Annotated in this window: 11 protein-coding genes; 9 read left to right on the forward strand and 2 right to left on the reverse strand. The window is 61.2% G+C overall.

The genetic code is table 11. The annotated features are described in order from the left end of the window. Positions 1-226: 226 nt before the first annotated feature. The 9 genes from ACIQAL_RS08500 to ACIQAL_RS08540 all read left to right on the forward strand — a co-directional run bounded on the left by ACIQAL_RS08500 (position 227) and on the right by ACIQAL_RS08540 (position 10,476). Positions 227-706 (forward strand): formate dehydrogenase subunit gamma, encoded by a 480-nt coding sequence (locus ACIQAL_RS08500; protein ID WP_401144407.1) that lies wholly within the window; start codon positions 227-229, stop codon positions 704-706. After that, positions 703-2,262: a formate dehydrogenase beta subunit gene (locus ACIQAL_RS08505; protein ID WP_401144409.1), complete on the forward strand. Its 1,560-nt coding sequence runs from the start codon at positions 703-705 to the stop codon at positions 2,260-2,262. Before ACIQAL_RS08500 ends, ACIQAL_RS08505 begins: the two co-directional genes overlap by 4 nt. Then, a complete protein-coding gene (gene fdhF / locus ACIQAL_RS08510; protein ID WP_401144411.1) occupies positions 2,259-5,144 on the forward strand; it encodes a formate dehydrogenase subunit alpha in 2,886 nt (961 codons plus the stop codon). The genes ACIQAL_RS08505 and fdhF overlap by 4 nt, the downstream gene beginning before the upstream one ends. Then, positions 5,141-5,356 (forward strand): formate dehydrogenase subunit delta, encoded by a 216-nt coding sequence (locus ACIQAL_RS08515; RefSeq protein ID WP_166594853.1) that lies wholly within the window; start codon positions 5,141-5,143, stop codon positions 5,354-5,356. Before fdhF ends, ACIQAL_RS08515 begins: the two co-directional genes overlap by 4 nt. Positions 5,357-5,678: 322 nt before the next feature. Continuing rightward, positions 5,679-6,680 carry a hypothetical protein gene (locus ACIQAL_RS08520; protein ID WP_401144413.1) on the forward strand — a complete coding sequence of 334 codons (1,002 nt, stop codon included), beginning with the start codon at positions 5,679-5,681 and terminating at the stop codon, positions 6,678-6,680. 11 nt (positions 6,681-6,691) lie between these two features. Further along, positions 6,692-7,390 (forward strand): class I SAM-dependent methyltransferase, encoded by a 699-nt coding sequence (locus tag ACIQAL_RS08525; RefSeq protein ID WP_401144415.1) that lies wholly within the window; start codon positions 6,692-6,694, stop codon positions 7,388-7,390. A gap of 31 nt (positions 7,391-7,421) precedes the next feature. Beyond that, positions 7,422-8,615 carry a DegT/DnrJ/EryC1/StrS family aminotransferase gene (locus ACIQAL_RS08530; RefSeq protein WP_401144417.1) on the forward strand — a complete coding sequence of 398 codons (1,194 nt, stop codon included), beginning with the start codon at positions 7,422-7,424 and terminating at the stop codon, positions 8,613-8,615. Next, positions 8,612-9,736: an aminotransferase class I/II-fold pyridoxal phosphate-dependent enzyme gene (locus ACIQAL_RS08535; RefSeq protein ID WP_401144419.1), complete on the forward strand. Its 1,125-nt coding sequence runs from the start codon at positions 8,612-8,614 to the stop codon at positions 9,734-9,736. Before ACIQAL_RS08530 ends, ACIQAL_RS08535 begins: the two co-directional genes overlap by 4 nt. A gap of 20 nt (positions 9,737-9,756) precedes the next feature. Then, the gene (locus ACIQAL_RS08540) at positions 9,757-10,476 is read left to right on the forward strand and encodes a WbqC family protein (protein ID WP_401144421.1); all 720 of its coding nucleotides are present in this window, start codon (positions 9,757-9,759) and stop codon (positions 10,474-10,476) included. A 1-nt stretch (position 10,477) separates the two neighbouring features. Here ACIQAL_RS08540 and ACIQAL_RS08545 read toward each other — a convergent pair whose 3' ends face one another. Further along, positions 10,478-12,130: a glycosyltransferase 61 family protein gene (locus ACIQAL_RS08545; protein WP_401144423.1), complete on the reverse strand. Its 1,653-nt coding sequence runs from the start codon at positions 12,128-12,130 to the stop codon at positions 10,478-10,480. 95 nt (positions 12,131-12,225) lie between these two features. Further along, positions 12,226-12,843 (reverse strand): adenylyl-sulfate kinase, encoded by a 618-nt coding sequence (gene cysC / locus ACIQAL_RS08550; protein WP_401144425.1) that lies wholly within the window; start codon positions 12,841-12,843, stop codon positions 12,226-12,228. Between the last annotated feature and the right edge of the window lie 214 nt (positions 12,844-13,057).

A 13,057-nucleotide genomic window follows, 5' to 3' on the forward strand; every position in this document is an offset into this window, starting at 1 on the left:
CCGCGTCGCTTTTGTAAGAAAAATTCAAAAACGGCATGCCAAGCTGCGTTCCATACCCGACCAAGGGCGTGACAAAGATCGCGCCGGGTACAACAAGATGCCCGACAAGGGTGCCCTGGCTTCGGCCTGAAAATCCACGTGCCCGTGACGTGGTACATGCGCCGCAGCCCACACTTTCGGACAACCGACAACCATCTGGTTCGTCCGTGACCGTGAGGAATGCTGTATGCCTGACCAGATGTCGATTCTGCCCATGGTCAACAGCCTGCTGGAGCGCCATAGAGGCTCTCCGGGTGCACTGTTGCCCATTCTCCACGAGATTCAGGAAGGCATCGGTTACATCCCCGACGCCGCCATCCCCGACATAGCCCACGCCCTCAACCAAAGCCAGGCTGAAGTGCGTGGCGTCATCAGTTTCTATCACGACTTCCGCACCGCGCCACCGGCCCGCCATATCTTGCGCCTGTGCCGGGCCGAGTCCTGCAAAAGCCGGGGGGCCGAGCAATTGGCGGCGCAGTTGCGCGAGCGGCTGCAACTGGACGACCACGGCAGCAGTGCCGACGGCAATATCAGCTTGCGTCCCGTGTATTGCCTGGGCGCCTGCGCGTGCTCACCCGCGCTGGAGTTGGACGGAAAATTGCACGCACGGCTCAGCGCTGAGCGTCTTGATGCCCTGCTCGACACGTGCCGGGAGGACGCACAATGACGCGTTTATACCTGCCCGCCGATTCCGTGGCCCGCGCCGTGGGAGCGGACGCCGTTGCCATGGCCCTCGCCAGCGAGGCGCGCAAACGCAACCTGCCGCTGGATTTGCACCACACCAGCTCCAGAGGCCTGTACTGGCTGGAGCCGTTGCTGGAAGTGGACAGCTCGCAAGGTCGGATTGGCTTTGGCCCGCTGACTGAAGATGACGTGCCCAGCGTGCTCGACGCGCTGCAAGGCGAGCCGTCCAGCCACCCGCTCGCACTGGGGCTGGTGGAAGAGTTGCCCTATCTGAAGACCCAACAACGCTTGCTGTTCGCCCGCGCCGGGATCACCCAGCCGCTGTCGCTAGAGGATTACAAGACCCACGGCGGTTTCGAGGGTCTGACCCGCGCCATTGCCGTGGGTGGCGACGAAACAGCAACGGCCGTGTTCGACTCCGGCCTGCGCGGTCGAGGCGGCGCGGCCTTCCCTGCCGGGATCAAATGGCGCACCGTCCGTGGCACGCAAGCCGCGCAGAAATACGTGGTGTGCAACGCCGACGAAGGCGATTCCGGGACCTTCGCCGACCGCATGCTGATGGAAGGCGACCCTTTCCTGTTAATAGAAGGCATGGCCATCGCCGGCATCACGGTGGGCGCAAACCTCGGGTATATCTACGTGCGCTCGGAATACCCCCAAGCCATCGCCACCCTGCGCGAAGCCATCACGATTGCCCGCTCCGCAGGCTTCCTCGGCGACGACGTCGCGGGCAGCGGCCTGGCATTCGATCTGGAAGTCCGGGTCGGTGCAGGCGCGTACATCTGCGGTGAAGAAACCGCGCTGCTCGACTCGCTGGAAGGCAAACGCGGACTGGTGCGTGCCAAGCCGCCGATCCCCGCACTGAAAGGGCTGTTCGGCCAGCCGACCCTCGTTCATAACGTGCTGACCCTGGCGTCGGTGCCGTTGATTCTGGCCAAGGGCGCGCAGTTCTACCGCGATTACGGCATGGGTCGTTCTACCGGCACCATGCCGTTTCAACTGGCAGGCAACATTCGCCATGGCGGCCTTGTAGAGCGGGCGTTTGGCCTGACCTTGCGGGAATTGGTGGAAGTCTATGGCGGCGGGACCGCCAGTGGTCGTCCGCTGAAAGCCGCACAAATCGGCGGCCCGCTGGGCGCCTGGGTGCCGCCGTCACAGTTCGATACCCCGCTGGACTACGAGGCGTTCGCAGCCATCGGCGCGATGCTCGGCCACGGCGGCGTGGTGGTGGCTGACGACACCCTGGACATGGCCCACATGGCGCGGTTCGCCCTGGAGTTCTGCGCCGAAGAATCCTGCGGCAAATGCACACCCTGCCGCATCGGTTCGACCCGGGGCGTCGAGGTCATCGACCGGATACTGGCTGCGCCTGACCAAAACGTCCGGGATCAACAGGCCATCATCCTCAAAGACCTGTGCGACACCCTTCAATTCGGTTCGCTCTGCGCGCTCGGCGGCATGACCGCCTACCCCGTCGCCAGCGCGCTCAAGCACTTCCCTGCCGACTTTGGTCTGCAACTCTCGGAGGCCGAGCAATGATCACGATATTCGACCCGAAAACCGACGCCGATTTAGGCACACCCGCCCGCCACAGCGGCGTGCAGGTCACCCTGAACATCGACGGCCAACGTATCAGCGTGCCAGAAGGCACCTCCGTCATGCGTGCTGCGGCGCTGATGGGCACCACCATTCCCAAACTGTGCGCCACCGACAGCCTCGAAGCGTTCGGCTCCTGCCGCATGTGCCTGGTGGAAATCGAAGGCATGCGCGGCTATCCGGCCTCGTGCACCACGCCGGTCACCGAAGGCATGACCGTGCACACTCAGACGCCGAAACTCGCGACGCTGCGCCGCAACGTCATGGAGCTGTACATCTCCGACCATCCGCTCGATTGCCTGACCTGCTCGGCCAACGGCAACTGCGAACTGCAAACCGTCGCCGGCCAGGTCGGCCTGCGGAAAGTGCGTTATGGCTATGAAGGCGAAAACCATCTCGCTGACAAGAAAGACGTGTCCAACCCGTATTTCGACTACGACCCGAGCAAATGCATCGTTTGCAGCCGTTGCGTGCGCGCCTGTGAAGAAACCCAGGGCACTTTCGCCCTGACCATCACCGGACGCGGCTTCGAATCCCGCGTGTCCGCCGCCGGTGGCGACAACTTCCTCGAATCGGAGTGCGTGTCCTGCGGCGCCTGTGTGCAAGCCTGCCCCACCGCCACGCTGATGGAAAAAAGCGTGGTGGAGAAAGGCCAGCCGGAGCACAGCGTCATCACCACCTGCGCCTATTGCGGCGTGGGCTGCTCGTTCCGCGCCGAGATGAAAGGCGATGAGCTGGTGCGCATGGTCCCGGACAAGAACGGCCATGCCAACCATGGCCACTCCTGCGTCAAGGGCCGTTTTGCCTGGGGCTATGCGACCCACCCGGATCGCATCACCAAACCGATGATCCGCAAGCACATCAGCGACCCGTGGCAGGAGGTCAGCTGGGACGAGGCCGTGACCTACGCCGCCAGCGAAATGCGTCGCCTGCAACAGAAATACGGCCGCGATTCCATTGGCGGCATCACCTCCAGCCGCTGCACCAACGAAGAAACCTACCTGGTACAGAAACTGGTGCGCGCCGCGTTCGGCAACAACAACGTCGACACCTGTGCGCGGGTTTGCCATTCGCCAACCGGCTATGGCCTGAAACAGACGCTGGGCGAATCGGCCGGCACCCAGAGCTTCGACTCGGTGATGAAAGCCGACGTGATTCTGGTCATGGGCGCCAACCCGAGCGACGCCCACCCGGTGTTCGGTTCCCAACTCAAGCGCCGCCTGCGCGAAGGCGCGCAACTGATCGTCATCGACCCACGGCGCATCGATCTGGTGGATTCGGTTCATGGCCGCGCCAAGATTCACCTGGCACTGCGCCCTGGCACCAACGTCGCCATGCTCAATGCCCTGGCTCACGTGATCGTCACCGAAGGCTTGCTCGATCAGCCGTTCATTGACGCCCGCTGCGAAGGCAATGACTTTGCCCGCTGGAGCGAATTCGTCAGCCGCGCAGAGAATTCGCCGGAAGTACTGGGCCTCATCTGCGGTGTGAACGCCGCCGACATTCGCGCCGCGGCTCGCCTCTACGCCAGCGCCAACAACGCCGCCATTTATTACGGGCTGGGCGTCACCGAACACAGTCAGGGCAGCACCGCCGTCATGGGCATCGCCAACCTGGCAATGGCCACCGGCAACATTGGCCGTGAGGGTGTCGGCGTGAACCCGCTGCGTGGGCAGAACAACGTGCAAGGCTCCTGCGACATGGGCTCATTCCCCCACGAATTGCCAGGCTATCGCCACATCTCCAACGAAGTTGTGCGCACTCAGTTCGAGAACGCCTGGAACGTCACGCTGCAACCCGACCCGGGCCTGCGCATTCCCAACATGTTCGAATCGGCGCTGGCCGGTCAATTCAAGGGCCTGTACTGCCAGGGCGAAGACATCGCCCAGAGCGACCCGAACACCCAGCACGTGACAGCAGCCCTGTCGGCCATGGAATGCGTGGTGGTGCAGGACATCTTCCTTAACGAAACCGCGAAATTCGCCCACGTGTTCTTGCCGGGCGCTTCGTTCCTGGAAAAAGACGGCACCTTTACCAACGCCGAGCGCCGCATCTCTCGGGTGCGCAAGGTCATGGACCCACTGGGCGGCAAGGCCGACTGGGAAGGCACCGTCGCGCTGGCCAACGCGTTGGGCTACCCGATGAGCTACACACACCCGTCGGAGATCATGGACGAAATCGCCAGCCTCACCCCGACGTTCACCAACGTCAGCTACGCCGCACTGGACGCTCACGGCAGCCTGCAATGGCCGTGCAACGAAGGCGCGCCCGACGGCACGCCGACCATGCACATCGACCAGTTCGTGCGCGGCAAAGGCCGCTTCATGCTCACCGGCTACGTGCCCACCGAGGAAAAGGTCAACACCCGCTACCCGCTGCTGCTCACCACCGGCCGCATCCTCAGCCAATACAACGTCGGCGCCCAGACCCGTCGCACCGAGAACGTTGCCTGGCACGAAGAAGACCGGCTGGAAATCCACCCGACCGACGCCGAAAGCCGCGGCGTCAACGAAGGCGACTGGGTGGGCATCGGCAGCCGCGCCGGCCAGACCGTGCTGCGCGCCCGGGTGACCGAACGCGTCGCACCAGGCGTGGTGTACACCACCTTCCACTTCCCGGAATCCGGCGCCAACGTCATCACCACGGACAACTCCGACTGGGCCACCAACTGCCCGGAATACAAAGTCACCGCCGTGGAAGTCAGCCGCGTCTACCACCCCTCCGAGTGGCAAAAACGCTACCAGGCCTTCAGCGACGAACAGCAACGCCTGCTCGACGAACGCCGCCAGGCCCGTCAAGCCGACAAAGCGGAGGTGCGCCGATGAGCGACGCCAACTTGATCAAAATGGTCAACCAGATCGCCAAATACTTCGCCACCGAACCGGATCAAGAGGCCGCCGTTCTCGGCGTGCGCAACCACATCCAGATGTTCTGGACGCCGGGAATGAAGAAGGAGTTGGTGGCGTTACAGGCGGCGAATCACGGCGCGGAATTGCACCCGCTGGCGCAAGATGCGGTAAAGGGGGCTGGATGGTAGAACCGGCCTGAGGTGAATGCTGAAACCCAAAAGCCCTGAGTGATCGGGGCTTTCTTATTCATGCGACAGGGTTTTGGCTGGCCGTCGGTCGTTTGATTCCAACCGGGCAATTGCCGTATTTTGTGGGCTGCTCGTGGTCATTCGGAGCGGACCCACTGCGTCATCGTCCATCACACGCGCGCTCCATCAAGTAAACCAGCGACCCGCCGACATAGAGGTACAGAGCGCTTTGCGGCGAAATACGCCGACTGTGGCGTTCCTCGATGAATCCCGCACGAGGCATGTGACAGGGAACTGACAGCCAACATCAGATGAGTACTCGATGCACTGGATATTGCATATTGGCGCACCCAAAACAGGGTCAACGGCCATTCAGCGGTTCATTTTCGACAATCGCGAACAATTGAAATCCCAGGGCATTCTTTATCCCGACGTCAGCCTGCGCGGATACGGCCATCATGACCTCGCCTTCTTGCTGGGCGGTGGTTATCCGGAGTGGGCCACAGGCCAGGAAAAGTCGCTCGCGCAGTTGCGCGACGAGCTCAAGGCGGCTGTAACAGGCAGTGACGCCCATACGGTGATCATCAGCAGCGAAAACTTCTTTATCTTCCCCAACCCCCAAGGCCTGCTGGACACGATGCGGGACGCCGGACTCGCGCCCGACGACCGAATTTCTGTCGTCTGTTACATCCGGCGGCAGGACGACGCCCATCTGTCCTGGTACAACCAGACCGTCAAGGCGCAGGGCAATGCGCTCAACTTTGCCGCCACCACTCGCCGCGACTTCGGGCTGTGGGACTATGCCGAGCGCCTGAAGCCGTGGCAGGAAACCTTCAAAGACGCCACCTTCGTCCTGCACGACTACGCCCGCTTCACCCGCGAAGACATCCGTATCGATTTCTTGCGGACACTCGGCCTGCCCGCTGAATCATTTGACTTGCCGAACGGGCGAGTCAACGAGCGCATCAACCGCGACATTCTCAATGTCCAGCGCCTGATCAACCGTCTGCCCATACGCACCGTCAACAAGCGGCGCTACCACAAACAACTCATCGAGCTGACGGCCGCAGCCGCTGGCAAAGCGGTGTTTGACGACAGCCCGTTTCTGACCGTTGCCCAGCGTCAAGCGCTGGTCGACAGCTACGCCGCCAGCAACACAGCCATCGCACGGTCGTTCTTCCATCGCGATGAACTGTTCGCGCCCATCGCGCCTGGCGAGCACACCCACACCAGTGCGGCACCACGCGGGGCAACACTGACCAAGGTAGGCTTCGTCCTGCATTGGCTTTTCAATCATCGCCTGCGTCTGTCACGCCGCACTTGAGGTATCTGTTCATGTCGCGCATCAGCACCGAATATCAGTTCAAGGATCACCCGCAAACCTGCGACCGGGACGACCTCTGGGGTCAGGTCAAACGCACTGTCGGCGGCAAGCCGGTGACAGACGAACAAATCGCCATGATCATTGATGCGATCAGCCAAGGGGTCGACCTCAACGCTCAAGACCGGCTGCTGGACCTGTGCTGCGGCAATGGCGCCTTGAGCACTCAACTGTTCGGACGTTGCGCGGGCGGACTGGGCGTGGACTACTCGGACTTTCTGATCGATGTCGCCAACGAGCGGTTCGCCCGCCCTCCTGTCGAGCGCTATGTCCTCGACGATGCGCTGGCTTATCTGCATCGGGAAGAAGAACCGCAGCTGTTCACCAAAGCCATGTGTTACGGCGCATTCCCCTATTTTCCGCAGCCACTGGCGCTGGAGTTCTTGCAACTGCTGCACGCGCGATTTACCGGCATCGAGCAGGTCTTCCTGGGCCAACTCCCTGACAGAAGTCGCATGGATGAATTCTTTACCTCACGTGTTCGCGTGCCCGGCGAAGAAGATGATCCTGGCAGCCTGATGGGCATCTGGCGAACCCAGGAACAGCTCACAGAACTCGCTCAACAGGCTGGATGGGAGGTGCGCTGCAGCCGTATGCCAACAACGTTCTTCTCCTCGCACTACCGCTTTGACGCGATCCTGACCCGGATCTGAATACCCCCGCATGCCTGGAGCACTTCTGCTCATGAGTACCGTCAGCCCTCTCGCCTTGTTCGGCGGCCAGCCCCTGTTCGAACGGCCGTTGACCACCGGGCAACTGGCCAATCGCGACCCCGAACGTTTTTTCGAGCTGGCCAGCGCTTCGCTGGAGCGCCGCCGGCTGACCAATCAGGGGCCGCTGGTCGATGAGCTGGAGCAACGCCTGTGCGAGCTCCATGGCACCCGGCATTGCGTCGCCTTTGCCAACGCCTGCTTTGCAATCATCCTCGCCTTGCGCAATCTGGCGCGGCCGAATGCGCGCAAAGTGATCCTGCCCTCGCTCACCTTTCGCGGTTTGCCTCACCTGATTCGCTGGGCCGGATACGAGCCGCAGTTCTGTGACGTCGACCCACTGACTCACACCCTGGCCCCGGGCGAGCTGGCCCGGCTGATCGACGCCGACACCGCGGCCGTGCTGGCGGTGGAGAACATCAATGGCCTGTGTGACATCGATGCGCTGGAGCGCCTGACACTGGATGCTGGCATTCCTCTGCTGGTCGATGCCGTCTATGGCATCGGTGGTCGCTACACTGACACTCTGCGGGACAACCGCGTGGGTGCGCGTGGAAACGCTTCGGTTTTCAGCCTGCACGCCACCAAACTGATCAACGGTTTCGAAGGCGGCTATCTGACCACCGACGACGATGAACTGGCCGCGCAACTGCAGCGCCAGCGCAGTTTCGGCTTCGGCGACGCCGCCATTCCGGTCGAACTGGGCATGAATGCGAAACTCAATGAGTTGCATGCTGCCATGGCGCTGTCTAACCTTGATCACATGCACGCCATTATCAACGACAACAAACGGCGTTTTGCCTGCTACCAGCGGCACTTTCAGGACCTGTCCTGGCTTTCATTCGCCGACTACAGCCAATCGCCTGGCACCTACGGTCTCGTCTTGCTGAAAGTGGGTACACACGCCCCTTACAGCCGCGACGAACTAATCCGCATCCTGCGCGCCGAAAACGCTCTGGTCCGTCCGTATTATTCCCCACCTTTGCATCAACTGGAGCCAGGCTCACCTGCTCTGCCCGTGACCGAAAGCATCAGTCGGCAGTACATCCAGATGCCCGTCGGCGACCTGCTCGTCGAAGCGGACATCGAGCGTCTGGCACAACTCTTCAAACGTCTGGAGCAGGACGCAGTGCTGCTCGGCACGCCCCTGGAGAGCGTCCCACAATGAACGAAAAGCCAGCGTTTGATGCCCCGTTGCATGTCGGGCAATTGAACCTCCCCGACCAGGCCGAATTTCGAGACATGTTCGAGGGCATCTTTGCCCGACAGTTCTACACCAACCATGGCCCGCTGGAGCACGCGGCAGATCAGGCTCTCGCTGAGCATTTCGGGGTACGGCACGCCATCACCGTGGTCAATGGGACCGTGGCGCTGATGCTGCTGTTGCGCGCGATGGAACTGAGCGGTGAGGTGATCGTGCCCGCCTTCACGTTCCCCGCCACGGTGCAATCGTTGGTATGGGCCGGGCTCAAGCCGGTGTTCTGTGACGTTGACGGCGATACACAGATGCTCAACGCAGCGCTGGTGGAGGCCGCTATCACGCCGGCGACCTCGGCCATTCTCGGCGTACACATCTGGGGGCGAGGCTGCGACCCCCACGGCCTGGCCGGGGTGGCAAAAAAACAGGGTCTGCAATTGCTGTTCGACGCCGCTCACGCCACCGCTTGCACCTTCGAGGGGCAGCGAATTGGCGGATTTGGCCGCGCCGAGATCTTCTCATTCCACGCCACGAAAATTCTCAGCGGTGCCGAAGGTGGCTGCATCACCACCAACGACGACGCTCTGGCGGCCCGCTTACGCACCCTGCGCAGCTTTCACGCCAGTGACGAACACGCCAGCGGCATCCTGCGCTTGAATGCGAAACTGTCCGAAGCCCAGGCGGCCATGATCCTTTTGGGGTTGCGGCATCTGGATCGTTTCATCCAGGAAAACCGCCAGCGCTATGAGCTTTATCGACAAGGGCTGGCAGGCATCGACGGTCTGGAATTCATCGATTATGCCGCCGGCGAACAGAGCAACTATCAATTTGCCGTGGTCCGCATCACCGCCACGAAACTGGGCATCAGCCGCGATGAATTACTGGATTGGCTAACCGCCCGGAATGTTTTGGCACGCCGTTACTTTCACCCCGGTGTGCACCGTACCGAGCCCTTTGCCAGCGCGCTTTCAACCGAGCTCAAGGTCACAGATGAGCTGTGCCAAGTGTTGCTGCAATTACCGACGGGCCAGGCCATAACCCAGGATCACGTACGCGACATTTGCGCGCTGATCCGCTCGGCAATCACATAACGACTGACGGCACAGACCCCATGATCAGCACATTGGGCATCATGCAACCTTACTTCTTCCCCTATCTGGGCTACTTCCAGTTGATTGCATCCGTGGAACGCGGCGTGATCTTCGATACCGCGCAGTACGGTCGCAAGAGCTGGATGAATCGTAATCGAATCCTCGATGGCAAAGGCGGTTGGCAGTACATTCAGGTGCCGGTCAGCACGACGCTGGGCAGCTCGATTCAAGCCACCACGGTGATCGATCACCGCGCCGCCCAGCAACGCATTCTCGGCCAACTCGGTATCTATCGAGGCAAGGCACCGTTTTACCGCCGGGTGACTGAGTTGATTCCAGCCGTCTTCGATTCGGTGACAGGCAACAGCATCAGCGACCTGAACACGCGTTCACTGCAGGTGGCGTGCGATTACATCGGCCTGCGCTTCGACTGGACACCGCATTCAGCTTTGAACCTGGAACTGCCGCCCATTGAGCATCCCGGTCAATGGGCGCTGGAAATCAGCAGCCAGATGGGCGCCCGACGCTATATCAATTCGCCGGGCGGAAGGGACATATTTGTCCCCGATGAATGGCAACAGCGCGAGATCGAATTGCGCTTTCTGGATCTGTCGACCTTCGTTTACCCCACCGGCACGCTGCCCTACGTCGGGAATCTGTCAATCCTCGACGTATTGATGTGGAACGAACCCGGCGACGTCGCCCGCTACATCCGCGAGCATACCCGAGTGGCCTGCTGACTCAGACCCCGAGCCGGTCCAGCATGCGTTCCAGAGCATCGAGGGGAACCGAATAGTTGATGTGTTTATTTTGCACATCACCCTCATCGCCACCCACGAACATCGGGTCATAGCCCAGGGTTCGCATCGGGCCAACGAACCCGCTGAAGCCGAAGAGGTCCTGCCCGGAAAAACCGGCCTGCCCCAACACCACGATCTTGACCGCAGTGTCGGCGAACATCAGGTTGAGCCACGACGAACCGTTAGGCCCGACAATGGCTTCTGCTTCCTGAAACAGACGGATCTGCTCCTCCAGGCTCAAATCTTCCGGGTAAATCGTCTCGAAGCCTCGCGCTTGCAGGCAGGCGGCCACTTCATTGTCATTCAATATCAAACGCCATTGCCGCTTGCGCCGGGAAAGGAATAAGCGCCTGGAGCCCCGCGCGACCCGTGGCAGCGTGCCGAGGACCCGATCGCGCAAAAAACTAAAACAAGCGGGCGAAAACGGCCCTTGCTCATAGCCCGGCACCGGATGGCCCGGCACCAGATGCATGGGGTAAAAGCTGGGTGTAGGGGCGATCAACAGCCGTTTGCAAGACAACGCGACACCCGGCTGCAATACCACCCACTCGTTACTGACCACCCGGCGCAGGTACTCGTAGTGACTGGCGGGCATGCCCGCATCGACGATGATGGGCATCGAATCGAACTCGGGATGACGGGACAACGCCCGCAAGCGACACAAAAACTCGGGCATCCAGTGACCGAACTCCACCGAGGCAGCCCCGGAAAGCATTATTCCCGCCTCTATCTCCTGAACGGTGTAAGGCGCCATATCAAGGAGAAGATGCTGCCCGTTCCGCCCTTTGATCGCGCTCTCCTGGTGCCATAGGACATATTGGCCGAAGCGAGGGTGGGTCAGGCAATCATTGAGCGCAGCGCCGTCAGGGGTCAGGATCAGATCGGAACGGGAAAGGATCGTCGCGTTTTCGACGATGCAGGCGTAAGGCCGCTGGCCTTCAACGACGACCTTCAACGGCTCAGCGGCGCCCGGCTCCAGGGATTCAGGCTCTTCGCAGCGGATGCGCTCGGCATCGTCCAGATAATCGAGATCGACACCCTGGCTCGCTGTCCATTCGGCAACCGACATCAGCACGGCTTCTCGGCCGTCGATCCCCAACGCCCGCAACTCGTCTTCGCGCCCCCACCTGAACAACAGATTTGTCCAGAGTGGGGTGACTGCCGCCTTTAACGCAGGATCGGTCACTGTCTGATAAACATCACGACCGCTGGCAAGACCATAAGCCGCCACGATCTCCTCCAGCAGCAGCCCCAGGCCCTCGACGTGGCCCGGCGAGCGCTCATAGGCCGACATGAACGCCAGCGCTGCCTTGCGATGATCCTGCAATGCGCGGTGTGACAAGCCCAAAACGAAAGGCGCGGCCCACTCCCGGCAACCTAATGCGATCGCGGTGTCGCAGGCACTCACGGCGGCAGGGAAATCCCCCAACTTCTGACAGACCTGCCCGAGCAGCGCAGCCAGAGAGGATGACTCGGGAAACAGGGAGACGGCTACCTCGGCAATAGGGCGGGCGTCGGCGTAACGGCTCGCCGCCATGCATTCCCGCAGTGTCGAGATCAGAGTGCCTTCATCGGCATCCGCAAGCGTGCGCATCAAATCTGTTATCGCTTCAGCGTTCAAAAGCATGATTTCCCGTAGGACGAACGTGTTTGGCCTGTAGGGTGCGAGCCCTGATTGCAGGAACCGCCTTATGAGCGGTAACGGTGCATCAGTTGCGCCACCAATTGCTCGATCATCTCAGCCCCATCATGACTGCTGGTGTCGATGATGAACTCCGGCGTCAGCGGCGCTTCGTACGGGCTGTCGATCCCTGTGAAATTACGGATTCGGCCCTCACGCACGGCGCGGTACAAACCTTTGGCATCGCGGCGGACACATTCGCCCAACGGCGTGCTGACGTGTATCTCGATGAATTGATCAGGCTCCAGTCCATGTCGGGCGGCATCCCGGTCGGCGCGAAAAGGCGAAATCGCCGAAACGATGACAATCAATCCCGCATCCACCATCAGCTTGGCGACTTCGGCCAAACGCCTGATGTTCTCGTGACGATCGCTGTCGCTCATGCCCAGATCACTGCAAAGTCCCTGACGCAGCCTGTCACCGTCCATCAAATAACTGTGCAACCCGTGCTGCTGCAAGGCCTGATCAATACGATTGCCCAGCGTGGATTTACCCGCCCCGGACAAGCCCGTCAGCCAGATGCAACAGGCCCGCTGACGCTTCATGTCTTCGCGTTGAACACGGCCCACGAGAAGCTCAGGCACTAACGGGGCCGGGTTTGACTCAGGTAAACGGGTATCGGTCATAAGCGAACAACTCGGTGATAACGTACACGCAAAAAACGATGGAAAGTCTACGTTATTTCGGCAGGTTTACCGAAAGCCTTAGCAGAGCCGCTCTGCTTCCCGAGGATGGGGGCCGAGGCAGCGGGGAAACAGGTCGGACTCAAACCCCAGAAACGACAAAGCCCTGAATAATCAGGGCTTTGTCGTATAAAAGATAGCGGAGGCGCACAGAACC

It is taken from the genome of Pseudomonas sp. NPDC088368 (genome assembly GCF_044753445.1).
In the GTDB taxonomy this organism is placed as follows: Bacteria; Pseudomonadota; Gammaproteobacteria; order Pseudomonadales; family Pseudomonadaceae; genus Aquipseudomonas; species Aquipseudomonas bambusae.